Source organism: Streptomyces sp. NBC_00370 (genome assembly GCF_036084755.1).
Taxonomy (GTDB): Bacteria; Actinomycetota; Actinomycetes; order Streptomycetales; family Streptomycetaceae; genus Streptomyces.
In genome coordinates, this window is the sequence record NZ_CP107968.1 from 1,022,181 (window position 1) to 1,048,703 (window position 26,523).

The following is a 26,523-nucleotide window of genomic DNA, read 5'->3' on the forward strand; positions in this document are numbered from 1 at the left end:
TCAGGCGCTGTCCGCGATGGCCTGGTCCAGGATGGTCAAGCCCAGGGACAGTTCGTCCTCCGTCGCGGTCAGTGGCGGGGCCATGCGCAGGACTCCGCCCATGCCCGCGATCTGGACGATGTTCGTATGCAGGCCGAGTTCGAGGCAGCGGCGGGTGACCCTCGCGCCCAGTTCGTTCGAGCTGCGCTTCGTCTCGCGGTCCACGACGAGTTCGAGGCCCGCCAGCAGGCCCCTGCCGCGGACGTCGCCGACGACCTCGTGGCGGGTGGCGATGTCGGTCAGGCCGTCGTGCAGGAACGCGCCGAGCGAGCGCGCGCGGGCGTCGAGCTTTTCGGCGGTCAGGACATCCAGGACGGTGTTGCCCACCGCCGCCACCAGCGGGTCGGCGACGTGGGTGGTCAGGAACAGGAACCCGCGCTCGTACGCCTCCTGCTCGATCTCGGCGCTGGTGACCACGGCCGCCAGCGGGAGCCCGGCGCCCAGGGTCTTCGACAGGGTGAGGATGTCGGGCACGATGCCGTCGCGCTCGAACGCGTACCAGGTCCCGGTGCGGCACAGGCCGGTCTGGGCCTCGTCCAGGATCAGCAGCATGCCGCGCTCCTCGCACTTCTCCTTCAGCGCGGCGAAGTACCCGAGCGGCGGCTCGATGATGCCGCCCGAGCTGAGGATCGGTTCGACCAGGCACGCGGCCAGGCTGCCCGTCGACTGCGCGTCGATCAGGTCGAAGGCGAAGTCCAGCTGGCGCCGCCAGTCCAGCGAGCCGTCCGCCGCGGTGAAGTCGGGCCGGTACGCGTTCGGCACCGGGATCGCGAAGTTGCCGGGCGCGGCGGGGCCGTAGCCCTTGCGGCCCGCGCTGTACGTGGCGGAGGCGGCGGCCTGCGTCATGCCGTGCCAGGACCGCGCGAACGAGACGATCTCGTGTTTGCCCGTGACCAGCTTCGCCATCCGGATGGCGGCCTCGTTCGACTCACCGCCGGTGGTCAGCAGCAGCACCTTCTTCAGCGGCTCGGGCAGCGTGCCGGCCAGCCGCCTGGCGAGGTCGACCACCGGCCGGCTGAGCATGCCGCTGAAGAGATGGTCGAGGGTGGCGACCTGCCGCTGGACGGTCGCGACGATCTCCGGGTGCGAGTGGCCGAGGATCGCGCTCATCTGGCCGGAGGTGAAGTCGAGGATCTTCCGGCCGTCGGCGGCGTAGAGGAAACTCCCCGCAGCGCGGTCGATGACCTCGTGGGTGAACTCGGTGCCGTAGCGGACGAGATGGTTCTCCGCGTCGGCCCAGAAAGTGTCGGTGGCGGACGGCGATACGGTGGTCGGACCAGTGGTCGTAGCAGCCATGCTGTCGACGGTAAGGCGCGTCCGAGCAACACGTCCATCTCACAATTCCGGCTTTCCTGTTCGGCATAACCGCACAACACTGGGGAGGTGATGAATCCCTGGAGACTGCGCCTGCTGAGCCAGCTGGACACACTGGGCACCGTCCGGGCCGTGGCCCAGGCGGCCAGCCTGAGCCCGTCCAGCGTCTCCCAGCAGCTCGCCGTGCTGGAGGCCGAGACCCGTACCCAGCTCCTGGAGCGCACGGGGCGGCGGGTGCGGCTGACACCCGCCGGGCTGATCCTCGCGCGGCGGGCGCGGGCGATCCTCGACCACATGGACACCGTCGAGGCGGAGCTGCGCGGCTTCGGCGAAGAGCCCGCCGGGCTGGTGCGGCTGGGGGCGTTCCAGAGCGCGATCCACACCATGGCGGTGCCGGCGGTCACCCGGCTGGCCCGCGAACACCCGCATCTCGACATCGAGTTGCTGCAACTGGAGCCGCACGAGAGCATGCCGGCGCTCCGCAACGGCGACGCGGACGTCATCATCACGACCACCGACTTCGACGAGCTGCCGCTCGGGCCCGACCTCGACCTCGTACCGCTGGCCACCGAGCCGGTCCTGCTCGTGGTGCCTCCCGGGCACCCGGCAGCGGGGCGCGGCGCCGTCGACCTGGCGGCGTACGCGGACGAGTCGTGGGCGTTCGACGTACCGCAGTCGTACATGGCCAATCTCGCCCAGCGGCTGTGCCGTCAGTCGGGCTTCGAGCCGCGGGTGGTGTGCAGGTTCAGCAACTACATGATGACGCTGCAGCACGTCGAGGCCGGGCTGTCGATCGCGCTGCTGCCCGGCCTGGCGGTCGACCGCCGCTATCGCGTCGCCACCAGGGAACTTCCGACTCCGGTGACCCGTACGATCACGGCCGCCGTGCGCCGCGGCTCGCCGCCCCGCGCCGCGGTACGTGTCGTGCTGGACGCGCTGCGTCGCCTCCCGGAGCTGGCCACGGACGTCACTTAGTGACACGATGACACTGGTGAGCAAGAGGTAGCGGACACCTGGACGGAGGACGACATGGCGGCGGACAAGCGCGCGGCAGGCGGAATGAGTGAGCAGCGACGGCTGCGGCTGCGGCTCGAAATCTCCCGGGAGGCGGCGCGCCTGTTCTGGAAGCAGGGCGTCGCCGACACCAGCGGTGAGCAGATCGCGGCCGCGGTGGGGCTCTCCGTACGCACCATCTGGCGGCACTTCCGCAACAAGGAGAGCTGCGCCGAGCCGATCGTGACGCAGGGCGTCGAGTGGTTCATGAACGTGATGCGCGACTGGCCCCGGCACAGCTCCCTCGAAGATCACATCGTCGCGGAGCTGAAGAAGCGCGCGACCGACGTGGACCCGGCCGAGTTGGCCGACGAAATGCTCGCCACCAAGATGATCGCCCTCGGCGACACGGAGCCGGCGATCCGTTCGGCCTGGCTGATGGCCTGCGACCAGGTGGAACACGAGCTGACCGGCATCCTCGCGAGCCGGCTGAGCCGCCCGGCCGACGACATCGAGGTACGGCTGCACGCCGCGACGGCCGCGGCGGCGATGCGGGTGGTGGACGAGGACATCGGCGCCATGCTGCTGGCCGGCACCGATCTCGCCCAGTTCAAGGACCTGTCGGCCGTCTCGGCGCGCATCGTGGGTGCGATCCGCACGGCCACCGGCGGCGCCGTGGGCGACCCCGTCGAGGCCGCCTGAGGCCGCCTGAGGCCGAAGCCGACGGGTGCCACGCGCCGCTACGTCACGCGGTGACCTTGGCGATGAACGACGCGAGGTTCCCGACGGTCCGCTCGATCTTCTGCTCCATGGTGAGCGTCTCGTGCAGCCGCGCGCCCACACCCGCGTCCTTCTTCCCCCGCAGATACAGCGGGCAGGCCAGGTCGCTGCACATGTAGGCGCCCACCGAGTTGCCCTCCCGGCCTGCCTTGCCCGCCTTCGGGGCGACCATCAGCGAGACCCCTCCGCTGTGTGTGGTCAGACAGATCGAGCACATGCTGCGCCGCCCCTGCTGGAAGGCAGGACTCGGGCAGCGCAGCACGAGCGCCACGGTTCGGCCGTCCAGCTCCGTGGCGAGGCAGGCGCGGCCGGGGACCTGGAGGTCCCGCCAGCCGAAGAAGTCCAGGTCGTCCCAGGGCCGTTCGGCCAGGTCGTGGGGGACGGACAGGCGCTTCGCCTCGCCCTTGGAACAGTTCACGAACGCGGTACGGATCTCTCGCTCAGTCAGCGGCCTCATGACACGCAGGCTAATTTGCCTAAAGGTTTTAGGCAAATGCATAATGGGTTTCGGCAGAAGGAGGGATGGTTATGGTTCGAGCAGGACTGACCCCGGAACGCCTGACCCAGGGAGCCGCGGAGCTCGCCGACGAGGTGGGCTTCGACCAGGTGACCGTCTCGGCGCTCGCCCGGCGGTACGACGTCAAGGTCGCGAGTCTGTACTCGCATCTGAAGAGCTCCGACGACCTCAGGATCCGGATCGCCCTGTACGCCTTGGAGGAGCTGGCCGACCGTGTCTCCGCCGCGCTCGCGGGGCGCGCGGGCAAGGACGCCCTGGTCGCCTTCGCCGACGCGTACCGCGACTACGCGCGGGAGCACCCCGGCCGCTACGACGCGGCGCGGCTCAGGCTCGACCCGGAGACGGCGGCGGCGAGCGCAGGCGTCCGGCACGCCCAGATGACGCGGGCGATCCTGCGCGGGTACGCCCTCACGGAGCCGGACCAGACCCACGCGGTCCGGCTGCTCGGCAGCGTCTTCCACGGCTACGTGAGCCTGGAGATGAGCGGTGGTTTCAGCCACAGCCTGCCCGACAGCCAGGAGAGCTGGACCTGGATCGTCGACTCCCTCGACGCGATGCTGCGCGACTGGCCCCGGTCCTGACCCGTCAGGCCGCAGAGCGAGCTGCAGTACGCAGCACAGCGCCCAACCGACCACCCGAACATCCCGAACATCCCGAACAGCAGGCGGAGCCCCATGAACACCACCCGGCACGACTGGATCAGCACACCCATCACCGAGGACATCGTGCGCGGCGCACTCGAACTGGAGCGGACCCCCCAGGGGGTGCTGCCGCACCGGCTGCCCGCCTGGGCGCGCGCCCAGTACTCCGACGGACAGCTGGCCATGGCGGAGTCCCAGCCGTCCGGTGTGCGGCTGGCGTTCCGTACCCGGGCCACCGCCGTCGAACTCGAAACCCTGCGCACCAAGCCGTCCTACGAGGGCGCGCCGCTGCGTCCCGACGGGGTGTACGACCTGCTCGTCGACGGTGAACTGACCGGCCAGGCCGGTGTGAGCGGCGGCAACGTCCTGCACATCGACATGACCACCGGCACGGCGAACTTGGAACCGGGCCCGCCCGGCACGCTCCGCTTCGACGAACTGCCCGCCAGGGACAAGGACATCGAGATCTGGCTGCCGTACAACGAGACCACCCAGCTCGTCGCGCTGCGCACCGACGCGCCCGTCGAACCCGCCCCGGACCGGGGCCGCAAGGTGTGGCTGCACCACGGGAGTTCGATCAGCCACGGCTCCAACTCCGCGAGCCCCACCACGACCTGGCCCGCGCTGGCCGCGTCCCTCGGCACGGTGGAGCTGATCAATCTCGGGCTCGGCGGCAGCGCGCTGCTCGACCCGTTCACCGCCCGCACCATGCGGGACACCCCGGCCGACCTGATCAGCGTCAAGATCGGCATCAATCTCGTCAACGCCGACCTGATGCGGCTGCGCGCCTTCACCCCGGCCGTGCACGGCTTCCTCGACACCATCCGTGAGGGGCACCCCACCGCACCGCTGCTGGTCGTCTCCCCCGTCCACTGCCCCATCCACGAGGACACCCCCGGCCCCAGCGCCCCGGACTTCAGCGACATCTCCGAGGGCACGCTGCGGTTCAGGGCGGCCGGCGATCCGGCGGAGCGCGCGGTGGGGAAGCTGACGCTGGGCGTCATCCGCGAGGAGCTGGCCCGCATCGTCGCGCAGCGGTCGGCGGACGACCCTCATCTGCACTACCTCGACGGCAACGACCTGTACGGCCCGGAGGACTACGCCGAGCTTCCCCTGCCCGACCAGCTCCACCCGGACCCGGCGGGGCAGCGGCGCATCGGCGAGAACTTCGCCCGGCTCGCGTTCGGCGCCGACGGTCCCTTCGTGGCCAAGACCGACTGAGACCGGACGGGACCGACTGGGACCGACTGAGGCCGGTTGAGACCGGGCCAGGACCATCCAGGACCGGACGAGCAGAATCGCGGGTCCACGGCGCGTCACTTCCCGATCACGCGTGTCTCTTCGATACTGAATGCTGACTGACCGCTGCGAGAAGACCGACGTCAACCGCCATGAGCCTGTCCCCGGGGCCTGGCCGGTACCGCACCCAGGAGGACCCTGTGAAGATGCTCATCAACGTGCCGGAAACCGTGGTCGACGACGCGCTGCGCGGGATGGCGGCGGCGCATCCGGACCTCGCCGTGGACGTGGCGAACCGCGTGGTGGTACGGCGCGACGCGCCCGTCGCCGGCAAGGTCGGCCTCGTCTCGGGCGGCGGCTCGGGACACGAGCCGCTGCACGGCGGGTTCGTCGGCCCGGGGATGCTCTCCGCCGCGTGTCCCGGCGAGGTGTTCACCAGTCCCGTGCCCGACCAGATGGTGCGGGCCGCCGCGGCCGTGGACAGCGGCGCGGGCGTGCTGTTCATCGTGAAGAACTACACCGGCGACGTCCTCAACTTCGACATGGCGGCCGAGCTCGCCGAGGACGAGGGCGTCCAGGTCGCGAAGGTCCTGGTCAACGATGACGTGGCGGTCACCGACAGCCTGTTCACGGCCGGCCGGCGCGGTACGGGTGCCACGCTCTTCGTCGAGAAACTGGCGGGCGCCGCGGCCGAGGAGGGCGCGCCGCTGGAGCGGGTCGAGGCCATCGCGCGGCAGGTCAACGAGTCGTCGCGCAGCTTCGGCGTCGCGCTGACCGCCGTCAGTACGCCGGCCAAGGGCAGCCCGACGTTCGACCTGCCGCAGGGCGAGCTGGAGCTGGGCATCGGCATCCACGGCGAGCCGGGCCGTGAGCGGCGCGCCATGATGACGTCCCGCGAGATCGCGGACTTCGCGGTGAACGCGGTCCTGGAGGACCTGAAGCCGACGGGCCCGGTACTCGCGCTGGTCAACGGCATGGGCGGCACCCCGCTGCTGGAGCTGTACGGATTCAACGCCGAGGTGCAGCGGGTGCTGGGCGAGCGGGGTGTGTCGGTGGCTCGTACGCTCGTCGGGAACTATGTGACCTCGCTCGACATGGCGGGCTGCTCGGTGACCCTGTGCCAGGTCGACGAGGACCTGCTGCGACTGTGGGACGCGCCGGTGCAGACCCCCGCGCTCCGCTGGGGTCGCTGAAGCGCCGTCCGAGACAGGACAGTCCGCACAAGGCAGTCCGACCCAGGACAGTCCGACCCAGGACAGAACGACTCACGGTTCGAGGAGATCACGTGCCTGACCAGGAACCCGACCCGACGCTCGACGCCGCCTTCTTCCGCCGCTGGCTCATCGCCACAGCGGCGGCGGTCGAGCGGGAGGCCGACCGGCTGACCGAGCTGGACTCGGCGATCGGCGACGCCGACCACGGCAGCAACCTGCAGCGCGGCTTCCGGGCCGTGACCGCCGTACTGGAGAAGGAGTCGCCGGCCACGCCCGCCGCCGTACTGACCCTGGCGGGCCGGCAGCTGATCTCCACCGTGGGCGGCGCCTCGGGACCGCTGTACGGGACGCTGCTGCGGCGTACGGGCAAGGCGCTCGGCGACGAGCCCGAGGTCAGCCACGCCACGCTGGCCGAGGCGCTCGGCGCGGGTGTCGCGGCCGTGGCCCAGCTCGGCGGTGCCAAGGCCGGCGACAAGACGATGCTGGACGCGCTGGAGCCGGCGGTCACCGCGCTCGGCACGTCGTTCGGGGCGGCGGCCGAGGCGGCGGAGGCCGGCGCCGCGGCGACCGTGCCGATGCAGGCGCACAAGGGCAGGGCGAGCTATCTCGGGGAGCGCAGCATCGGGCACCAGGACCCCGGCGCGACGTCCGCCGCCCTGCTGATCGCGGCGCTCGGCACGGCCGCCGAGGAAAGCCGATGAGCGTCGAGAAGCCCGTCGGCATCGTGCTCGTGTCGCACAGCGGACCGGTCGCCGCGGCCGTCGCCGAGCTGGCGCGCGGTCTCGCGGGCAGCGGCCCCGAGGCACCGCTCGCAGCGGCGGGCGGCACACCGGACGGCGGGCTCGGTACGAGTTCGGAGCTGATCACGGCGGCTGCCGCAGAGGTGGACAGGGGCGCGGGCGTGGCCCTGCTGGTCGACCTGGGCAGCGCCGTCCTGACGGTCAAGACGCTGCTGATCGACGGCGACGAACTCCCCGACGGCGCCCGCCTGATCGACGCGCCGTTCGTGGAGGGCGCGGTGGCCGCCGTGGTGACGGCATCGGCGGGCGGCGACCTGGACGCCGTGGAGGCCGCGGCAGCCGAGGCGTACTCGTACCGCAAGACGTAGGAAGGCTCCGCGACGAGCTGCCGTCCGCGCTCGGGGCGGGCCGCATGCGGAGGCCGTGAGCCCTGCGGGCAGCACGCCGGACGGCAGGCTCGTACGCGTTCGCAGCTGATCGCGACGGCTGCCGCCGAGGTGGACACGGGCTCGGGCGTCGCCCAGCCGGCCGACCTGGGCAACGCCGCGGGGGCGCGCGGCGGCCACCGCGCGCCGGACGGGGCCGGGCGGACGGGCCGCAGGCCCGTCAACCCGCAGCACCATGGGCCCGCAGGACATGGCTCGATCTCGTCCTCGCCTTGCTCATCAGACGTCGCAGGCACAGGCTCGACCCATGGACCGCGAGACGACAGATGCGAACGACGGCCGGGCGCTGCGGTGCCTGGTGACCGGGGCCACCGGGTACATCGGCGGGCGGCTGGTGCCCGAGCTGCTGGACGCCGGGCACCAGGTGCGCTGTCTGGCGCGCCGGCCGCACACGCTGCGCGACCATCCCTGGATCGACCGCGCCGAGGTGGTACGCGGCGACGTCACCGACGCCGAGTCGGTCGGCGAGGCGCTGCGCGGCATCGACGTGGCGTACTACCTGGTGCACGCGCTGGGCGGCGGCCGGGACTTCGCCGCCACCGACCGGCACGCCGCGCAGGTCTTCGCCGAGCAGGCGCGCGCCCAGGGGGTGCGGCGCATCGTCTTCCTCGGGGCGCTCACCCCCGCCGGGGTGCCCGAGGCCGAGCTGTCGCCGCATCTTCGCTCGCGTACCGAGGTGGGCCGGATCCTGCTGGATTCCGGCGTGCCGACGGCGGTCCTGCGGGCCGCCGTCATCATCGGGTCGGGTTCGGCGTCGTTCGAGATGCTGCGGTACCTGACCGAGCGGCTGCCGGTGATGGTCACCCCGAGCTGGGTGCACACCACCATTCAGCCGATCGCCGTCCGCGATGTGCTGCGCTATCTGGTCGGCTGCGCCGCGCTCCCGGCCGATGTCAACCGCACGTTCGACATCGGCGGCCCCGACGTGCTGACGTACCTCGACATGATGCGGCGCTACGCCGCTGTGGCCGGGCTGCCCCGGCGGCTGATTCTGCCTGTGCCGCTGCTGACGCCCCGGCTGTCCAGCCACTGGGTGGGGCTGGTCACGCCGGTGCCCCGGTCGATCGCCCGGCCGCTGGTGGAGTCGCTGCGCCACGAGGTCGTCTGTCACGAGCGGGACATCGCCCGGTACGTGCCGGATCCGCCGCAGGGTCTCTCCACCTTCGACCGGGCGGTCGAGCTGGCGCTTCGGCGTATCCAGGACGCCGACGTGTCGACCCGCTGGTCGTCCGCCTCGGTGGCGGGCGCGCCGAGCGATCCGCTGCCGACGGATCCCGACTGGGCGGGCGGCAGTCTGTACACGGACCGGCGGCAGCGGGTGGTGGACGCTCCCCCGGAGGCGCTGTGGCGGGTCATCGAGGGGATCGGCGGGGAGAACGGCTGGTACTCGTTCCGGCAGGCGTGGGTGGTGCGGGGCTGGCTCGACCGGCTCGTCGGGGGTGTCGGACTGCGGCGCGGCCGGCGGGACGCGCGGCGGCTGCGGGTCGGTGACGCGCTGGACTTCTGGCGGGTCGAGGAGATCGAGCAGGGCAGGCTGCTGCGGCTGCGGGCCGAGATGCGGCTGCCCGGTCTTGCCTGGCTGGAGCTGCGGGCCGACCCGGAGGGCGAAGGGCAGGCGGTCTTCCGGCAGCGGGCGCTGTTCCATCCGCAGGGGCTGCTGGGACACGCGTACTGGTGGAGCGTGTGGCCGTTCCACTCGGCGGTGTTCGGCGGTATGGCGCGCAACATCACGGGAGCGGCCCACGCGGCGGCCCAGGTGACCCCGCCCGGCCGGTCCGATCCGGGTCCTGTCACCGTCACGAAGCGGTGACGCGAGCCCCCGCGCCACGCAGCCCCGAGCGAGCCCTTACGTGCTGTCGCCGCGCCGGTCGGTCCTGCGGGACAGCAGGTCCCGCAGCAGGCCCTCGTCGGCCGGCCCGAGTCCGGTGACGAAGCTGGTGAGGACGGCCGCCCGGTCGCCCGCGCTCTCCAGCACCTTGCGCATCCGCAGCGCCGCGAGGCCGGCCTCGTCCAGGGCCGCGCGCCATTCGAAGGCGCGGCCCGACCGCTGTCTGGTGACGGCGTGCTTGGCGTAGAGCCTGGTCAGGATGGTCATCACCGTCGTGTAGGCGAGGTCGTCGCCGAGCCGGTGCCGCACCCAGTCGGCCGTCGCGGGTCCCGGCGCCTGGCGCAGCGCCGCGAGCACCAGCGACTCCAGTTCGCCCCTGCCGCGTCTGCGGGGGCCGCCGTGCGTACCGCCGTACTCCCCCAACGCCGTCTCCCTCCGCCACGCTCGTCGGCCGCTCACCGGCCGCTGACTTCTACAGTGTTGTAGATTTTGGTTACGGTCACCAGCGCACATCAGGAGGAGCAGCGTGGGAGTTTCCCTGTCCAAAGGCGGCAATGTCTCGCTCACCAAGGAGGCACCCGGACTGACGGCGGTACTGGTCGGGCTCGGCTGGGACGTACGGACGACGACCGGCACCGACTACGACCTGGACGCCAGCGCCCTGCTGGTCAACGAGGCCGGCAAGGTCGGCACCGACCAGAACTTCGTCTTCTACAACAACCTCAAGAGCCCCGACGGATCCGTCGAGCACACCGGTGACAACCTCACCGGCGAGGGCGAGGGCGACGACGAGGTGGTCAAGGTGAATCTCGCGGCCGTGCCCGCCGAGGTCAGCAAGATCGTCTTCCCCGTCTCGATCCATGACGCGGAAAGCCGTGGGCAGAGTTTCGGCCAGGTCCGCAACGCGTTCATCCGCGTCGTCAACCAGGACGGCGGCGCCGAGCTGGCCCGCTACGACCTGAGCGAGGACGCGGCGACGGAGACCGCGATGGTCTTCGGCGAGCTGTACCGCAACGGCGCGGAGTGGAAGTTCCGCGCGGTCGGCCAGGGATATGCCAGTGGACTGTCCGGAATCGCGGCCGACTTCGGCGTAGGCGTCTGACCGTACGGTCGGACCGCCGGGTCTCCAGGCGTCACGTGGGGCACAGGGCAGCGGCCCTGTGCCCCACTGCCATGTCGTAGTGGCATCGAGCCACGCCGGGGCGTCCGTTGGAGTCCGGCCGGTCCCCGCTGGGCATGGAGTCAGTGGCGCCTACAGGCGCCGCCCGTGCGACACCCGACCCACAGCACCGGGGACCCGAGCGGAACGAGGCGAGGCATGCAGCCGCAGCACACCTGGGAGTTCACCGACGACCGAGGTCATCTGACCACGGCAGCCGCAAGACCGGAGCGGGTGGTCGCCTACATACAGGCGGCAGCGACGCTCTGGGACCACGGTCTGCGCCCCTTGGGCATCTTCGGTTCGCACCATGACGGCGACACCCCCGACGCGGCCAAGGCGGGTGAGCTGCCGCTGTCCGAGGTACGGAACTTCGGCGCGGGCAGCGGTATCGACCTGGACGGGCTGATCGCCGCCGGGCCAGGTCTTGTGGTGGCCGTCAGCTACGGCGGCGGACAGATCTACGGCATCGATCCGGAGGCGGCCAAGCATCTGGAGGAGCAGGTCCCCGTCGTCGTCCTGGACGTGGGCAAGGACCGCACGCTCGCCGCGATCCGCGACCGGTTCGGCGAGCTGGCTTCGGCCCTGGGTGCTCCCCGGGAGCCGGCCGTCGCCGAGCTGGCGGCCGCCGAGGACCGGCTGCGGTCGCTGACGGCGGCCGGCGGCGGCCCCCGGGTGCTCGCCCTGTCGGCGGCCGACGCCGGCACGGCGTATCTGGCCCGCCCGCAGACCTGGCCGGACCTGCGGTTCCTGAGCGATCTCGGGGTCAGGCTCGTCGAACCGCCGGAAGGGCCTGGCGCCAACTGGTACACCGCACAGTGGTCCGAGGCCGCCGCGCTCGCGCCGGACATCGTGCTGGCGGACGTACGGGCCAACGCGGCGCCGCGCGAGCAGTTCGCGGACAACGAGCACTGGCGGGCAATCGCCGGGCGGGCCCGGATCCTGCCGTGGAACCCGGAGACGCCGAGCAGCCATCATGCGCATGCCCGCCTCCTCGGCACGGTCGCCGACGCCGTCGAGGACAATTAGCGGCGTACGACTCCGACGCTTGTCGGATCGTCGGACGATCCTCTGACGGACGGCTTCCATGCGACGGCTTTCATGAACGTGCTCCTCACCGGCTTCGAACCGTTCGGCGGCGAGGAGGTCAATCCCTCCTGGGACGCGGTCTCGCTCGTGGCGGCGGCGCCGCCCGACGGGCTCGACATCACGGCGGTCAGGCTGAGTTGTGTCTTCGGCACGGCGCTGGACGAGCTGCGCGCCGCCGTCGGGCGGACGGACCCCCGGCTGGTGCTGTGCGTGGGCCAGGCGGGCGGCAGGACCGGGCTCGCCGTGGAGCGGGTCGCCGTCAATGTGGACGACGCGAGGATCCCCGACAACGCGGGCAACCAGCCCGTCGACGAGCCGGTCGTCCCGGGCGGCCCCGTGGCGTATTTCGCGGCCCTGCCGGTGAAGGCCTGCGTCGAGGCGGTGCGGGCGGCGGGGCTGCCCGCGGCCGTCTCCCAGACGGCCGGGACCTTCGTGTGCAACCACGTGTTCTACGGGCTCGCGCATCTCATCGCCACCGAACGCCCGGCGCTGCGCGGCGGGTTCGTACATGTGCCGTTCGCCCCGCACCAGGTGACGGAGAAAGGGGAGCCGTCCATGGCGGTCGGCGACATCGCCACGGGGCTCGCCGCCGTGCTCAGCACGGCAGCGCGTACGACAACCGACCTGCGGGTCGTCGGAGGAGCGCTCCACTGAGAAGCGCGGACTGACTACGGGGGCGGCTTCAGCAGCCGGGGAGGACGGCCTGCACGGTCTTGCCCGTGCCGGGACCGCGCAGCACCACGAACTGGTTCGAGAGCGCGCAGACGAGCGCGATGCCACGGCCGCTCTCGGCCGACGCGTTGTCCGTGTCCACCGTCTGGGCCGGCTCCGCCACGCGCAGCACCGGCCGGGCCGGGTTGTCGTCATGCACCTCTACGGTGACCTGGCCGTTTCCCACGCTCAGCCGGAGCCGGCAGCTGCCCCTGCCGTAGCGGGTGGCGTTGGTGACCAGTTCGGAGACGACGAGCTTGGCGTCGTCCATCTGATCGGCGGAGATCGGCTCACCGCAGCCGTGGTCGAGATAGGCGCCGGTCAGATGACGCGCCCACCGGGCCGAGGTGTCGGATCTCGGCAGAAGATACGTCGCACGTGCGGCACGCCCGGGGGCGCGTCTGTGCGCACGCATGCGGACCACTCCCTTCATTCAGCGACCCGGCGTCCGCCCCGGTCGGGGCGGCAGCGGCCCGAGGGCCGCCGCTACAGCCGGTCACTCCTTTCGAGTGCCCGGGCATCATGATCACCAATCACCGTGACACCGGGGCGGCGCCCTTTACCGCCTTCCGTCGCCGCGTCGACCAGCAGGGTCGCCAGCTCGCGCGCGTCGGCGAAGGGCCGCGGCTCGTTCAGCGAGAGGGCGAGCGACGTGGCGCCCTCGAAGAGGACGGCGAGCCTGCTGCCGAGCTGTGCCGGGTCGGCCGCGCCCGCTTCGGTGGCGACCTCCGTCACGCGCCGGGTGAATGCCCGCTTGTGTGCGCCGACCAGCGTGCGGACGGCCGAGTCCGTGTCGGCGAACTCGACGGCGGCGTTGTGGAAGGGGCAGCCGCGCAGCGCGGCACCGTCGGGCGGGTCGCGGAAGAGCGCGAGCAGCCGCTCACGGGCAGCCAGGTCCGTACGGTCGAGGACCTGCTCGCGGCCCGTGGACCCGGGTGCGCCGACCCGTGCCAGATAGGCGGCCACGAGGTCGTCCTTGCCGGCGAAGTGCTGGTAGAAGGTGCGCCGCGAGACATGCGCGACCGAGGTGAGCTGTTCCATCCCCGTGGCGTTGACGCCCTGCTCGTAGAAGAGCTTCTCCGCGGTCGTCAGGATCCGCTCGCGCGCCCCCCGGCCGCCGCGCGGCTGTCGTTCCACTGCCTCCGCTGTCGTCTTCACACCCTCAAGCATACCGATCGTTTTACTTGACTGCGGGTGCGGTGTAGCGTCGTAGGTAGAACATTCGGTTTACTTCGCTTCGGGTCGCCGTCGCACATGAGGAGCCTCGCCATGCAGTACACGACCTTCGGCCGCGCCAACGGACTACGGGTGTCCGAGTACGCCCTGGGTGCGGGGAACTTCGGCACCCGATGGGGTACGGGGGCGGAGCCCGCCGAGGCGCGCAAGATCTTCGACCGGTTCGCCGACGCGGGCGGCACCTTCGTCGACACGGCCGAGAGCTACCAGTTCGGCGAGTCCGAGGAGATCCTGGCCGATCTCATCGCCGCCGAGCGCGACCGTTTCACCCTCGCCACGAAGTTCACCAACGGGGTCACTCCGCAGGCCGGGGTGCAGGCGACGGGCAACAGCCGCAAGAACATGGTGCGGGCGGTCGAGGCCAGCCTGCGGCGGCTCAGGACCGACCACATCGACCTGTTCTGGGTGCACTTCCCCGACCCGGTCACCCCGATGGAGGAGATCCTGCGCGGTCTGGACGACCTGGTGAGCGCCGGGAAGATCCACTACGCGGGGCTCTCCAACTTCCCCGCCTGGCGCGTCTCGCGTGCCGTGGCCCTGGCGGAGCTGCGCGGCTGGGCCCCGGTCAGCGCCGTGCAGTTCGAGTACAGCCTGGTGGAGCGCAGCGCCGACCGTGAGCTGCTTCCGATGGCCGATGCGCTGGGGCTCGGCGCCGCGCTGTGGTCGCCGCTGGGCGGCGGCCTGCTGACCGGCAAGTACCGCGACGGTGACGAGGGACGGCAGCAGACCGTGCTCAAGCGGCTGCTCCACACCGAGGACGGCGGCCGCAAGACGGCGGCGGTCGACGCGGTCCTCGCCGTGGCGGAGGAGATCGGGGCGCCGCCGGCGCAGGTGGCGATGGCGTGGCTGCGTGAGCGGGCGGCCCGTGCCAGCACGGCCTATGTGCCGATCATCGGCCCGCGCACCGTCAAGCAGCTGGACGACTATCTGGCCGCGCTCGACGTGCCGCTGAGCGCCGAGCAGTACCAGCGGCTGACGGAGGCCGGGGCGATCACGCTCGGCCAGCCGCACGAGCAGATCGAGGCGCAGCGCGCGGTGGTGCTCGGCGGGGACGCCGACCGGTTCCGTACCCGCGCGGTCCCGGTGGCCTGACGGCCGCCGCTCGGAGAGCCCTCGCTTTTGTCATGGACCTGGACAAGGCGAGGGCTGCGTGCTGTCATGCCAACGAACTTATTTGCAACGTTGTACAGGACGGTCGGGCAACGCACGAAGGACGGGAGTCCCCGGTCATGATCGACAGACGACGCTTCCTGCACGCCGGCGCCCTCACACTCGGCGGTGCGGGCGTCCTCGGACACTTCGCCGCACCGGCTTCGGCCGTGACGCCGGGCGCGGCGGCGAAGGCCGCACCGGCCGGCGGCTGGTACACCCCGAACGCGGCCCCGCTGGCCCCCGCCGCCTTCCAGAAGCTGCCACTCGGCAGTGTCACGGCGCGCGGCTGGCTGGCCGGACAGCTCAGGCAGCTGCTCGGCGGACTGTTCGGCCGGTACGCCGAGGTCTCCCACTTCCTCCAGTTCGACGAGTCGGGCTGGGTGCACCCGGAGAAGGCGGGCTGGGAGGAAGTCACCTACTGGCTGCGCGGATACGTCGGACTCGGCGCCCTCACCGGCGACCGGGCCGCCATCGACGCCGCAGGGCGCTGGATCGACGCGATCATCGCGACCCAGCAGCCGGACGGCTTCTTCGGCCCCACGCGGCTGCGCACCGCGCTGAACGGCGGGCCGGACTTCTGGCCGTACCTCCCGCTGCTCCAGGCCCTGCGCTCGCACGAGGAGTTCACCGGCGACACCCGGATCATCCCCTTCCTGCTCCCGTTCCTGCGCTTCATGAACGCGCAAGGGCCCGGCGCCTTCAACTCCAGCTGGGTGTCGAAGCGTTGGGGCGACGGCCTCGACGTGGTCTTCTGGGTCTACAACCGCACCGGTGAGTCGTTCCTCCTGGACCTGGCCGACTCGATGCACAACCATGGCGCGAACTGGGTCGACCACTTCCCCGACCTGCACAACGTCAACATCGCCCAGGGCTTCCGCGAACCCGCCCAGTACGCCCTGCGCTCGGGGTCGGCCGATCTCACGAACGCCACGTACCGCAACTACGCCAACGTGATGGGCACGTACGGGCAGTTCCCCGGCGGCGGCTTCGCCGGCGACGAGAACGCGCGGCCCGGGTTCGGCGACCCCCGGCAGGGGTTCGAGAGCTGCGGCATCGTCGAATTCATGGCCAGCCACGAGCTGTTGACCCGGATCACCGGCGATCCGGTGTGGGCCGACCGCTGCGAGGAACTGGCCTTCAACATGCTGCCCGCCGCCACCGACCCGCAGGGCCGTGGCATTCACTACATCACAGCAGCGAACAGTGTCGATCTCGACAACACCCCCAAGACGAACGGCCAGTTCCAGAACGGCTTCGCCATGCAGTCGTTCCAGCCGGGCGTCGACCAGTACCGCTGCTGCCCGCACAACTACGGCATGGGCTGGCCCTACTTCACCGAGGAGCTGTGGCTGGCGACACCCGACCTCGGCCTGGCCGCCTCGCTGTACGCGGCGAGCGCGGTGCGCGCGAAGGTGGGCGGCGACGGGACGCTGGTCACCGTCACCGAGGACACCGACTACCCCTTCAAGGAGACGGTCACCCTCACGGTCACCACCCCGAAGGCGGTCGCCTTCCCGCTCCGGCTGCGCATCCCCGGCTGGTGCGCCAACCCCGAACTGACCGTGGCCGGCGCGCGGGTGAGCGCCCCCGCCGGACCTGCCTTCGTCAAGGTCGACCGCACCTGGCACAGCGGCGACCAGGTCACCCTGCGGCTGCCGCAGCGCACCACCGTACGCACCTGGCAGCACAACCACGGCGCGGTCGGTGTGGACCACGGGCCGCTGAGCTATTCGCTCAAGATCGGTGAGCGGTACGACCGTTACGCGGGCACCGCCGACTTCCCCGAGTACGCCGTGCACGCCACCACCGCCTGGAACTACGCCCTCGCGCCCGACCCGCTCGGCGGCCTGCGGTTCACGGCAGACGCGGGGCCGCTCGCCGCCGACCCGTTCACCCAGGACGGCGCACCGGTACGGATCACGGCGCCGGCCCGCCGTCTCGCCGAGTGGACCGCCGACGCCCAGCATGTCGTCACCCCGCTCCAGGACAGCCCCGCGCGCAGCGCGGCGGCGCCCGAGGAGGTGACACTGATCCCGATGGGCGCGGCCCGGCTGCGGATCAGCGCGTTCCCGACCGCGGCGCCCGACGGGCACGCCTGGGTGGTCGCGCCCCCGTACCGGCGCGTCCAGAACAAGCACAGCGGCAAGGTGCTCGCCGTGGACGGCATGTCGCTGGCCGACAGCGCGCGGGTGGTCCAGTTCACCAACTCCGGTACGGCCGACCACGCCTGGCAGCTGACCGACGCGGGCGGCGGCTGGCAGCTCATCAGGAACGGCAACAGCGGGAAGGTGCTCGGTGTCGACCTGATGTCGACCGCCGACAGCGCGCGGGTGGTGCAGTTCGCTGACAACGGCACCGACGACCATCTGTGGCAACTGGTCGACAAGGGCGACGGGTGGTTCCTCGTCCGCAACAAGCACAGCGGCAAGGTGCTGGGCGTGGACGGGATGTCGACGGCCGACAGCGCCCAGGTGGTGCAGTTCGCCGACACCGGGACCGACGACCATCTGTGGAAGCTGCTCTGAGCCCGGGGCACCGGCCGTCCGTAGCGGATGACACGCGCTCGCGCGAGCGTCGCTACGGGCCGGTTGGTAGCATCCGCCCATGAGCACGCGCGTACGGATTCTGGAGGTGGCGGCGGAGCTGCTGGCCAGGTCGCCCAACGGCGACATCTCGACGCGCGCGGTCTGTGAGGCCGCCGGAATCGGGGCGCCCGTGCTCTACCGGCAGTTCGGCGACAAGGAAGGCCTGCTGTCGGCCGTCGTGGACCACGGTTTCGACCGGTATCTGGAGACCAAGCGGCGGCGGGAGCCGAGCACCGATCCGGTCGAGGATCTGCGCGAGGGCTGGAACGGCCATGTCGAATTCGCGTTGGCGAACCGTAACTTGTACCGGCTGATGAACTCCCCCGCGATGCGCGAGCCGCCCGCTTCGGCGCTGGAGTCCCACCGGATCCTGACCCACGACCTGGAGCGGGCGGCCGCCCTGGGCAGACTGCGGATGTCCCCGGCCCTGGCGGCCCAGATGATCATGTCGGCCAATGTGGGTGTGTCGCTGATGCTGGTGTCGCGCCCGGCCACCTTCACCGACGCCGGGATGTCCGTGCGGGTACGGGACGCGGTGCACGCCTCGGTCCTGACGGACGAGGCGGTGACCGCCACCCGGGGCACGCCCGCCGGCGCCGGTACCCCCGCCGGCGCCGGTACGTCCGCGGCGGCGGCGCGCCTCGGTGCGCTGCTGCGGCAGTCACCGCCCGCCGAACTGAGCCCCGCCGAGAGCACGTTGCTCACCGAGTGGCTGGACCGGCTGTCCGACGCGCGGCGGCCGGGGGACGTCAGATGATGCCGCCGTTGGCCCGCAGGCGCTGACCGTTGATCCAGCGCGAGGGGCCGGCCAGGAAGGAGACCACCTCGGCGATGTCCTCCGGGGTGCCGAGCCGCTCCAGCGGCGGCGCGGCCGCCAGCTCCGCGACGGCCTTCTCGTCCTTGCCGTCCAGGAACAGCGCGGTGGCGGTCGGGCCCGGCGCCACGGTGTTGACGGTGATGTCCCGGCCGCGCAGTTCCCTGGCGAGGACGAGGGTCATCGCCTCGACGGCGCCCTTGGTCGCCGCGTAACCGCTGTAGCCGGGGAACGCGAGACCGACGACGCTGCTGGAGAAGTTCAGGATCGCGCCGCCCGTGCGCACCCGGCGCGCGGCCTGCTGGTTGACGACGAACGTGCCCCTGACGTTCGTGCGGAGCATCCGGTCCAGGTCGTCGAGACCCAGCTCCACCAGCGGCTTCACGACCATCACCCCGGCCGCGTTCACCACCACGTCGACCCCGCCGAAGGTCTCCTCCGCGGTGTCGAAGAGGGTCGCGACGGCCTGCTCGTCCGCCACGTCGGCCTGTACGGCGACGGCCTGTCCGCCGGCGGCGGTGATGGCCTCGACCGTGGCCCGCGCCTCGGCCGTGTTCCCCGCGTAGTTGACGACGACGGCCAGCCCGTCCGCCGCCAGCCGCTCGGCGCTCTGCCTGCCGATGCCGCGCGACCCGCCGGTGACGACGGCCACCCGGCGGGCGGCAGGGGTGTTCTCAGCCATGACGAAGCTCCGTTCCGGTCCACGGGACGCGCTCACCGCACCCCGACAGAGCAACGTTAACACTCACGAGTTAACGACGATACGAAGGCCACGCGGCAATGTTTCCCCAGCGGGTCGCCGCCGTCAGATTCTGAAACAACGTCACCTGAGACTCCGCACAACTTGGGACAACTGCCGTTTCCTGGCGGTTACTTGTTGTGCACAACCGAACCGGACCGACTCGGTCCGTGCACAACTCTTGACGTGTACGAAACACGGGGGAACCATCACCATTACCCAGAGAGCGCTCTCCGAGTTCTTTCCCGCAGCGCCTTGCCCGTTGTCTGATGATTCAGGAGACATGCCCATGCATGCTGCTTCGCTCGGTCTCCCACGGTTCCGGAGACCCTCGCCCACGCGCAGGCGAGGAGTGGTCGCCGCGGTCGCGGCCTCCATGCTCGCCTCGCTGTTGCTCTTCATCCCCACCACAACGGCCAGCGCGGCGCCGACCCTGCTCTCCCAGGGCAAGCCGGTGACGGTCTCCAGCACGGAGAACGGCGGCACCCCCGCCGTCAACGCCGTTGACGGCAACAACGGCACCCGCTGGTCGAGCGCCGCCTCCGACCCGCAGTGGATCCAGATCGACCTGGGCTCCACCCAGGCCGTCACCCAGATCCAGCTCCGCTGGGAGACCGCGTACGCCAAGGCGTACAAGATCGAGTTCTCCACCAACGGCTCCAGCTGGACGCAGGCGTACTCCACCACCACGGGCCCCGGCGGCAACGAGACGCTCAACGTCACGGGCAACGCCCGCTACGTGAAGCTGACCGGCACCACCCGCGCCACCCAGTACGGCTACTCCCTCTGGGAGTTCCAGGTCTACGGCGGCACGGACGGCGGCTCGAACCCCGGCGGCCCGATCCAGGGCGGCGGTGACCTCGGTCCCAACGTCAAGGTCTTCGACCCGTCGACGCCCAACATCCAGGGCACGCTGGACCAGATCTTCGCGCAGCAGGAGTCGGCCCAGTTCGGCACGGGCCGCTACGAACTGCTCTTCAAGCCGGGCACGTACAACAACCTCAACGCCCAGCTCGGCTTCTACACCTCGATCGCGGGTCTCGGTCTCAAGCCCGACGACACCAACATCAACGGTGACGTGACCGTGGACGCCGGCTGGTTCAACGGCAACGCGACCCAGAACTTCTGGCGCTCCGCCGAGAACCTGGCGCTCACCCCGGTGAACGGCACCGACCGCTGGGCCGTCGCCCAGGCCGCGCCGTTCCGCCGTATGCACGTCAAGGGCGGGCTCAACCTGGCGCCCAACGGCTACGGCTGGGCCAGTGGCGGCTACATCGCCGACAGCAAGATCGACGGCAGCATCGGCAACTACTCGCAGCAGCAGTGGTACACGCGGGACAGCTCGATCGGCGGCTTCAGCAACGGTGTCTGGAACCAGGTGTTCTCGGGTGTCGAGGGCGCGCCTGCCCAGAGCTTCCCGAACCCGCCCTACACCACGCTGAACAACACCCCGACCTCGCGGGAGAAGCCGTTCCTCTACCTGGACGGCAACACCTACAAGGTCTTCGTTCCGGCCAAGCGCACCAACGCGCGCGGCGTCTCGTGGAACGGCACCCCGCAGGGTGACTCGATCGGTCTCGACCAGTTCTACGTCGTCAAGCCCGGCGCGACCGCGGCGACGATCAACGCGGCACTGGCCCAGGGCCTCAACCTGCTCTTCACCCCGGGCATCTACCACGTCGACCAGACGATCAACGTGACCCGGGCCAACACCGTGGTGCTCGGCCTCGGTTACGCGACGATCATCCCGGACAACGGCGTGAACGCGATGAAGGTCGCCGACGTCGACGGCGTCAAGCTGGCCGGTTTCCTGATCGACGCCGGTACGGTCAACTCGCAGGTGCTCCTCCAGGTCGGCCCCCAGGGCGCGTCGGCGAGCCACGCCGCGAACCCGACCACCGTCCAGGACGTGTTCGTCCGGATCGGTGGCGCGGGCGCCGCCAAGGCGACCACCAGCATGGAGATCAACAGCAACGACACGATCATCGACCACACCTGGATCTGGAGAGCCGACCACGGAGCCGGGGCGGGCTGGGAGTCCAACCGCGCCGACTACGGGCTCCATGTCAGCGGCGCCAATGTGCTGGCGACCGGGCTGTTCGTCGAGCACTTCAACAAGTACGACGTCCGGTGGAGCGGCGAGAACGGCAAGACGATCTTCTTCCAGAACGAGAAGGCGTACGACGCTCCCAACCAGGCCGCGATCCAGAACGGCAACACCCAGGGATTCGCCGCCTACAAGGTCGACGACTCCGTCAACACCCACGAGGGCTGGGGGCTCGGCAGTTACTGCAACTACACCGCCGACCCGAGCATCCATCAGAACAGCGGGTTCGAGGCACCGGTCAAGCCCGGTGTGAAGTTCCACGACCTGTTGGTGGTCTCCCTCGGCGGGATGGGTCAGTACAACCACGTGATCAACAACACCGGGGCGGCCACGTCGGGCACCTCGACCGTTCCGTCCAACGTGGTCTCCTTCCCGTAACAGCGCACACCGCACACGCCACACCGCACACGCGGGGCCCGGTCTCACCATGAGGCCGGGCCCCGCCCCGTTCCCGGACGGCGCATCAGTTCGAGCGCGGGTTACCGGCTTCGAACAGAATTGACGGCATGTCGGGCAAGCGAAGTGCGGGAATTCTGGTGTACCGGGTCACTGACGCCGGTGTGGAAGTGCTGCTCGGGCACATGGGCGGCCCGTTCTGGTCGCGCCGCGACACGGCCGCGTGGTCGATCCCCAAGGGGGAGTACGGCCCCGACGAGACGCCGGAGGCCGCGGCCCGCAGGGAGTTCCAGGAGGAGCTGGGCCTGGCGCCGCCCGAGGGTGACTGGACCGCGCTCGGCGAGTCCGTGCAGCGCGGCGGCAAGGTCGTCACCATCTGGGCGGTCGAGGGCGACCTGGACCCGGCGGACGCGGTGCCGGGCACCTTCACCATGGAGTGGCCGCGCGGCTCAGGGGTCATACAGGAGTTCCCCGAGCTGGACCGGTTCGCGTGGTTCCCGGCGGCGGAGGCGGAGCCGCGGCTGGTGGCGGGACAGCGGGTGTTTCTCGAACGGCTGGGACAGCGCATATCGGACGGTCGCCGTCCGCACCCGTAGGGCCGTCAGGGCCACGCCGTCCAGGAAAGGGCACCTTCCCCATGCGCTATCGCACCCACGTCGCCGCCGCCGGCACGGTACTGCTGGCAGCGGCGGTACTCCCCCAGCTCCCGCTGTCCGCCATCGCCCTCGCCGGGTCCGCGTCGCCCGCAGAACACGGCGCTGCGACGCAGCCGTCCGGGCGGGGCGCGGCGGGCCCGGCCTCGGCGCGGGAGGGCAGCGTCGCGGCGGCCGATCTGCTCGCCAGGGTCAAGGACTGCGCGCGGATCTCGAAAGGGCTGTACCGGACGGACGACAACGGCGCCGCCACGGTCCCGGTCTGCGGCGCCAAGGGCGCGGTGTTCTGGCAGGCCGACATGGACATCGACTGTGACGGCCAGGTGACCGCCCACTGCAACAGCGCGACGGACCGGTGGTTCCAGAACTCGACCGCGTTCTCCCAGTCGGACGGCAAGCCGCTCAACTCGGAGAAGCTGCCGTACGTGGTGGTGCCGGCGCCGGGCGGCACCTGGGACTACACGGCGTCCGGCATCAACGGCGGCGGGGTCGCGGCCGTCATCCACGACGGACGGGTGCAGTACGCGGTGGTCGGCGACACCGGGCCCGCCGGGATCATCGGCGAGGCGTCGTACGCGACGGCCGCCGCGATGGGCATCCCTTCGCACCCGGAGCGGGGCGGGGTCCCGTCGGGTGTCACGTACATCCTCTTCAGGGACTCCCGGGTCTCCCCCATCGAGGACCATGCAGCCGCGGTCCGGCTGGGCGACCAGCTCGCGAAGAAGTTCCTCCGGGACAACTGACGCGGGAAAGGCCGCGGGACGGCGCAGGAAAGGCGCCGGAAAAGGGGGCGGCCCCACCGGTGGAGGGGGGTTACCGGTGGGGCCGGCGAGCTCCGTCGGCGGGGGGGGGTGCCGCGAGCCCGGGTTCGAAGATGCGTGTGCCCCCTCCCCCACGGCGTATGCCCTGCGGACCGGGAAAAGTTTTTTCGCCGGACCTGTCGATCCGGCAGGGGGCCGCGCGTCGTACCGGTGTGAGGCAATGGTCTCCGCTCCAGGACACCAGCCTTCGGCACATCAGCTTCGGTACATCAGGAGGAACGATGAAGTATCTGCTGCTCATCTGCACGGACGAGCCGTTCGAGGCACCCTCGGGCGAGCTGGACGCCACGGCCTGGGTCGAGGAGATGGACGGCCGTGGCGTACGCCTCGACGGGCAGCGCCTGGAAGGCCCGGAGGCCGCGACCACCGTCCGGGTGCGCGACGGCTCGGTGCTGCTCACGGACGGTCCGTTCGCCGACACGAAGGAACAGATGGGGGGCTTCGACATCATCGACTGCGCCGATCTCGACGAGGCGGTCGAGATCGCGTCGAAGCACCCCATGGCCAGGTTCGGCATGATCGAGGTGCGGCCGTTCTGGACGGAGTGAACGAGGCGGTGGCGGCGGCCTGCACCGAGGAGTGGGGCCGCGTCGTCGCCTCCCTGATCCGGTTCACCGGCGACTGGGACCTGGCCGAGGAGTGCGCGCAGGACGCGTTCGCGCGGGCGCTGGAGCGCTGGCCGCACGACGGGGTGCCGCGGCGCCCCGGCGCGTGGCTCACCACCACGGCCCGTAACCGCGCCCTCGACCGGCTGCGCCGGTCGGCGACCGAGGCGGCGACGTTGCGGAAGGTGGCACGGATGCCCGGCGCGGACGGCTCGCTCCCCGGCTCGCCGGCCGTGGATCCCGACCCCGAGGTGACGGGCGACGGTGACGTGCCGGACGACCGGCTGCGGCTGATCTTCACCTGCTGCCATCCGGCGCTGCCGGCCGAGGCGCGGGTGGCGCTGACGCTGCGGACGCTGGCCGGGCTGAGCACGGCCGAGATCGCCCGCGCGTTCCTGGTCTCCGAACCGGCGATGGCGCAGCGGCTCGTCCGGGCGAAGAACAAGATCCGGCGGGCGGGGATCCCGTTCCGGGTGCCGTCGGGTCCCGCGCTCGCCGGGCGGACGGCGACGGTGCTCGCCGTGCTGTACCTGCTGTTCAACGAGGGGTACGGGGCGTCGGCGGGCGCCGTGCCGGTGCGGCGCGAGCTGACGGCCGAGGCGATCCGGCTGACCCGGGTGCTGGCGGGTCTACTGCCCGGGGAGAGCGAGGTGCTGGGGCTGCTGGCGCTGATGCTGCTGCACGACGCGCGGCGCGATGCCCGGGTGGACGGGGAGGGCGCGCTGGTGCCGCTGGAGGCGCAGGACCGTACGACGTGGGACAGGGACGGCATCGCCGAGGGGCTGGCCGTCCTGGACGAGGCCCTGCTGCGGCGCAGGCCGGGTCCCTACCAGGTGCAGGCCGCTGTCGCGGCCTGTCACGCGTCAGCCGGCACCGCCGCCGAGACGGACTGGCCGCAGATCGCGCTGCTGTACCGCGAGTTGGCGCGGATGGCGCCGGGCCCGGTGGTGGAGCTGAACCGGGCCGCTGCCGTCGCCATGGCCGAAGGCCCGGAAGCGGGGCTCGTGTTGGTGGACGCGCTGCGGGATTCGGGTGAACTGGCCGGGTACTTCCCGCTGTTCGCCACCCGGGCGGATCTGCTGCGCAGGCTCGGCCGGTGGCGGGAGGCGGCCGTCGCCTACCGCGAGGCGCTGGCGCTCGCGCCGACGGACGCCGAGCGGCGCTATCTGGACCGGCGTCTGGCCGAGGTGGTGGGGCGCTGAGGACGACCGCCGTACGGCCAGGACCATGGTCCGTACGGCGGTCGCCCGCGGGCTACTTGGGCACGTACAGCTTGATGTCGGTGACGCTGGCGTCGCCCTCGTACACGTTGGTGTAGAGGTCCCCGATGACGAAGTAGTCGGGGTACGCGGAGCCCTTCGGCCACTGGTCGGGCCAGCTGGCGCTGCCGTTGTTGTCGTTCTGGACGAGGGTGTTGTTGTACGCGCCGTCGTACTCGCTCGCCTTGACGTTGTAGTGCCAGATCGGCACGTTGTTGACGACGAAGTTGCGGTGGAAACGCAGCGTTCGCTTGCCGCCCCGGGCGAAGTTGCCGGTGGCCTCCAGGGTGTAGCCGGTCGCGTCGCGCTCGATCGCGAACGTGTAGTCCTGGTTCGGCATCAGCTCGGGCTGCAGCTCGGCGGCGGACGACAGCTGGTTCTCGGCGACGCCGCCGGAGCAGCTGGTCATGAACCACTGGGAGTTGCCGGTCAGGCCGCCCTTGCCGGGGGTCCAGTTCGGCAGTCCGTTGATCCACATGTTGACGGTGTTGAAGTTGCTGTCCTTGTAGTCCAGGTACGTGTTGGTCGCCGGGTCGCAGACCCGCCCGCCGCCGCCGGTGGCCGCCCGGTCGGGGTGCACGTAGAACCCGTCCATCAGCGCCTTGCGCCGGTAGTGCCAGAAGTGGTTGTTGCGGGGCGCGGGGTCGGCGAAGTCGACGATGCCCAGGTAGTGGAAGCCGTTGTAGCCGTACGGGCCTTCGCGCACGTCCTGCCACTCGCAGTACGGCGCCGAGGCGTCGCCCTCCCAGCCGGGGCTGTTGGAGCCCTCGCCCCAGGGGTGCTGGGTCTTGCAGCCGTCCTTGGTGTAGCCGTTGATCTTGTCGTCGTAGTCGATGGTGCCGCCGCGCTTGCCACCGAAGTTGATCGTCTTGAGGTGGTACTCGATGCGGTACCGGTCGGGCAGGGCCTTGGTGGGCCGGAGAATGGCGCCGCCGGTCAGGTTGGGCACCTTCATCTCGGCGACGCTCCTGCCCGCCTCGGTGCCGTTGGTGATGGTGGGCTCGTTCTCGATCGTGCCGTCCTTGTCCGCGTCACGCGCGGACAGCGAGGCGGTGAGCCAGCCGTCCTCGCCGACCTTGAAGTCCTTGCGGTAGGTGTCGAACGAGTTGAACGCGGCGTCCCAGTCGTCCCCGTAGTCGTTGTGGTACCACTGCCCGTTGTCTTCCATGATCGTGTCGAAGGGGTGGTCGTACGTCTCCTTCGTCCACGGTGTGTGGCCGGGGTCGAGGGGCTTGGCGAAGTCCTCGGAGTGCAGCAGCTTCCAGCGGGGCGCCGCCGCCTGCGGCTTCGTGGGCTTCTTGCCCGCCGAGGCCTCCGGTGCGGCGTTCGCCGTGGAGAGGGAGAGGGGCACGGTGAGCGCGGCGCAGACGAGTGCGGCGACGGCGTACTGCTGCCTCCTGCGCGGCCGTGGTCTGCGTGGTGGGGCGGGGTTTCCGGGCATGGGGG

General features: G+C 71.1%; 26 protein-coding genes. 19 read left to right on the forward strand and 7 right to left on the reverse strand.

Annotated features, from left to right (window positions below; all coding sequences use genetic code 11):
* A complete protein-coding gene (locus OHS57_RS04405; RefSeq protein WP_041998336.1) occupies positions 1-1,335 on the reverse strand; it encodes an aspartate aminotransferase family protein in 1,335 nt (444 codons plus the stop codon).
* 90 nt (positions 1,336-1,425) lie between these two features.
* On the opposite strand from OHS57_RS04405, the gene OHS57_RS04410 reads away from it, so the two are divergent.
* Together OHS57_RS04410 and OHS57_RS04415 are read left to right on the forward strand one after the other, a co-directional pair.
* Positions 1,426-2,328: a LysR family transcriptional regulator gene (locus OHS57_RS04410; protein ID WP_328581089.1), complete on the forward strand. Its 903-nt coding sequence runs from the start codon at positions 1,426-1,428 to the stop codon at positions 2,326-2,328.
* Between the two features lie 54 nt (positions 2,329-2,382).
* On the forward strand, positions 2,383-3,048 hold the full coding sequence (locus OHS57_RS04415) for a TetR/AcrR family transcriptional regulator (protein ID WP_328581090.1): 666 nt from the start codon (positions 2,383-2,385) through the stop codon (positions 3,046-3,048).
* Between the two features lie 43 nt (positions 3,049-3,091).
* Here the strand turns inward: OHS57_RS04415 and OHS57_RS04420 are convergent, their stop codons facing one another.
* Positions 3,092-3,583, reverse strand: a complete 492-nt coding sequence (locus tag OHS57_RS04420; protein ID WP_041998330.1) for an FBP domain-containing protein — start codon at positions 3,581-3,583, stop codon at positions 3,092-3,094.
* Positions 3,584-3,654: 71 nt separating this feature from the next.
* On the opposite strand from OHS57_RS04420, the gene OHS57_RS04425 reads away from it, so the two are divergent.
* The 6 genes from OHS57_RS04425 to OHS57_RS04450 all read left to right on the forward strand — a co-directional run bounded on the left by OHS57_RS04425 (position 3,655) and on the right by OHS57_RS04450 (position 9,733).
* Entirely contained in the window at positions 3,655-4,224 is a 570-nt protein-coding gene (locus tag OHS57_RS04425; protein ID WP_041998319.1) for a TetR/AcrR family transcriptional regulator, read from the forward strand.
* Positions 4,225-4,317: 93 nt separating this feature from the next.
* On the forward strand, positions 4,318-5,505 hold the full coding sequence (locus OHS57_RS04430; RefSeq protein ID WP_328581091.1) for a GDSL-type esterase/lipase family protein: 1,188 nt from the start codon (positions 4,318-4,320) through the stop codon (positions 5,503-5,505).
* Between the two features lie 218 nt (positions 5,506-5,723).
* Positions 5,724-6,716: a dihydroxyacetone kinase subunit DhaK gene (gene dhaK, locus OHS57_RS04435; protein ID WP_041998315.1), complete on the forward strand. Its 993-nt coding sequence runs from the start codon at positions 5,724-5,726 to the stop codon at positions 6,714-6,716.
* A gap of 92 nt (positions 6,717-6,808) precedes the next feature.
* The gene (gene dhaL, locus OHS57_RS04440) at positions 6,809-7,438 is read left to right on the forward strand and encodes a dihydroxyacetone kinase subunit DhaL (RefSeq protein WP_041998313.1); all 630 of its coding nucleotides are present in this window, start codon (positions 6,809-6,811) and stop codon (positions 7,436-7,438) included.
* A complete protein-coding gene (locus OHS57_RS04445; RefSeq protein WP_328581092.1) occupies positions 7,435-7,845 on the forward strand; it encodes a PTS-dependent dihydroxyacetone kinase phosphotransferase subunit DhaM in 411 nt (136 codons plus the stop codon). The genes dhaL and OHS57_RS04445 overlap by 4 nt, the downstream gene beginning before the upstream one ends.
* Before the next feature lie 325 nt (positions 7,846-8,170).
* Positions 8,171-9,733: an SDR family oxidoreductase gene (locus OHS57_RS04450; protein WP_041998306.1), complete on the forward strand. Its 1,563-nt coding sequence runs from the start codon at positions 8,171-8,173 to the stop codon at positions 9,731-9,733.
* Between the two features lie 36 nt (positions 9,734-9,769).
* Here OHS57_RS04450 and OHS57_RS04455 read toward each other — a convergent pair whose 3' ends face one another.
* Positions 9,770-10,174 carry a BlaI/MecI/CopY family transcriptional regulator gene (locus OHS57_RS04455; RefSeq protein ID WP_041998304.1) on the reverse strand — a complete coding sequence of 135 codons (405 nt, stop codon included), beginning with the start codon at positions 10,172-10,174 and terminating at the stop codon, positions 9,770-9,772.
* A gap of 103 nt (positions 10,175-10,277) precedes the next feature.
* Between OHS57_RS04455 and OHS57_RS04460 the strand changes: the two genes are divergently transcribed.
* The 3 genes from OHS57_RS04460 (at position 10,278) to pcp (ending at position 12,653) form a co-directional block, all read left to right on the forward strand.
* The gene (locus OHS57_RS04460) at positions 10,278-10,853 is read left to right on the forward strand and encodes a TerD family protein (protein ID WP_041998302.1); all 576 of its coding nucleotides are present in this window, start codon (positions 10,278-10,280) and stop codon (positions 10,851-10,853) included.
* A gap of 216 nt (positions 10,854-11,069) precedes the next feature.
* Complete coding sequence (locus OHS57_RS04465; protein ID WP_328581093.1) at positions 11,070-11,939, forward strand: ABC transporter substrate-binding protein; 870 nt, start codon at positions 11,070-11,072, stop codon at positions 11,937-11,939.
* A gap of 72 nt (positions 11,940-12,011) precedes the next feature.
* Entirely contained in the window at positions 12,012-12,653 is a 642-nt protein-coding gene (gene pcp / locus OHS57_RS04470) for a pyroglutamyl-peptidase I (protein ID WP_328581094.1), read from the forward strand.
* Between the two features lie 28 nt (positions 12,654-12,681).
* Here the strand turns inward: pcp and OHS57_RS04475 are convergent, their stop codons facing one another.
* Together OHS57_RS04475 and OHS57_RS04480 are read right to left on the reverse strand one after the other, a co-directional pair.
* Positions 12,682-13,125: an ATP-binding protein gene (locus OHS57_RS04475; RefSeq protein ID WP_042000384.1), complete on the reverse strand. Its 444-nt coding sequence runs from the start codon at positions 13,123-13,125 to the stop codon at positions 12,682-12,684.
* A 71-nt stretch (positions 13,126-13,196) separates the two neighbouring features.
* On the reverse strand, positions 13,197-13,868 hold the full coding sequence (locus tag OHS57_RS04480) for a TetR/AcrR family transcriptional regulator (RefSeq protein WP_328581095.1): 672 nt from the start codon (positions 13,866-13,868) through the stop codon (positions 13,197-13,199).
* Positions 13,869-13,979: 111 nt separating this feature from the next.
* Here OHS57_RS04480 and OHS57_RS04485 point away from each other — a divergent pair, with 111 nt between their 5' ends.
* The 3 genes from OHS57_RS04485 (at position 13,980) to OHS57_RS04495 (ending at position 18,440) form a co-directional block, all read left to right on the forward strand.
* Complete coding sequence (locus tag OHS57_RS04485; protein WP_328581096.1) at positions 13,980-15,038, forward strand: aldo/keto reductase; 1,059 nt, start codon at positions 13,980-13,982, stop codon at positions 15,036-15,038.
* A gap of 137 nt (positions 15,039-15,175) precedes the next feature.
* Positions 15,176-17,623, forward strand: coding sequence for a beta-L-arabinofuranosidase domain-containing protein (locus OHS57_RS04490; protein ID WP_328581097.1), 2,448 nt, complete (start codon positions 15,176-15,178; stop codon positions 17,621-17,623).
* 79 nt (positions 17,624-17,702) lie between these two features.
* Positions 17,703-18,440 (forward strand): TetR/AcrR family transcriptional regulator, encoded by a 738-nt coding sequence (locus OHS57_RS04495; protein ID WP_328581098.1) that lies wholly within the window; start codon positions 17,703-17,705, stop codon positions 18,438-18,440.
* On the opposite strand, the gene OHS57_RS04500 is transcribed toward OHS57_RS04495, so the two are convergent.
* The gene (locus OHS57_RS04500; RefSeq protein WP_041998286.1) at positions 18,433-19,179 is read right to left on the reverse strand and encodes an SDR family oxidoreductase; all 747 of its coding nucleotides are present in this window, start codon (positions 19,177-19,179) and stop codon (positions 18,433-18,435) included. The genes OHS57_RS04495 and OHS57_RS04500 overlap by 8 nt on opposite strands.
* A gap of 433 nt (positions 19,180-19,612) precedes the next feature.
* Here OHS57_RS04500 and OHS57_RS04505 point away from each other — a divergent pair, with 433 nt between their 5' ends.
* From OHS57_RS04505 to OHS57_RS04525, 5 genes are all read left to right on the forward strand, one after another.
* Positions 19,613-21,721 carry a discoidin domain-containing protein gene (locus tag OHS57_RS04505; protein ID WP_241778894.1) on the forward strand — a complete coding sequence of 703 codons (2,109 nt, stop codon included), beginning with the start codon at positions 19,613-19,615 and terminating at the stop codon, positions 21,719-21,721.
* A 128-nt stretch (positions 21,722-21,849) separates the two neighbouring features.
* The gene (locus tag OHS57_RS04510) at positions 21,850-22,335 is read left to right on the forward strand and encodes an NUDIX domain-containing protein (protein WP_328581099.1); all 486 of its coding nucleotides are present in this window, start codon (positions 21,850-21,852) and stop codon (positions 22,333-22,335) included.
* Between the two features lie 41 nt (positions 22,336-22,376).
* Entirely contained in the window at positions 22,377-23,135 is a 759-nt protein-coding gene (locus OHS57_RS04515) for a glycoside hydrolase family 75 protein (protein ID WP_328581100.1), read from the forward strand.
* 299 nt (positions 23,136-23,434) lie between these two features.
* On the forward strand, positions 23,435-23,761 hold the full coding sequence (locus OHS57_RS04520) for a YciI family protein (RefSeq protein WP_041998277.1): 327 nt from the start codon (positions 23,435-23,437) through the stop codon (positions 23,759-23,761).
* Complete coding sequence (locus tag OHS57_RS04525) at positions 23,749-25,020, forward strand: RNA polymerase sigma factor (RefSeq protein ID WP_443043053.1); 1,272 nt, start codon at positions 23,749-23,751, stop codon at positions 25,018-25,020. The genes OHS57_RS04520 and OHS57_RS04525 overlap by 13 nt, the downstream gene beginning before the upstream one ends.
* 52 nt (positions 25,021-25,072) lie before the next feature.
* Here the strand turns inward: OHS57_RS04525 and OHS57_RS04530 are convergent, their stop codons facing one another.
* A complete protein-coding gene (locus OHS57_RS04530; protein ID WP_328581102.1) occupies positions 25,073-26,518 on the reverse strand; it encodes a mucin-5B in 1,446 nt (481 codons plus the stop codon).
* Positions 26,519-26,523: the final 5 nt, after the last annotated feature.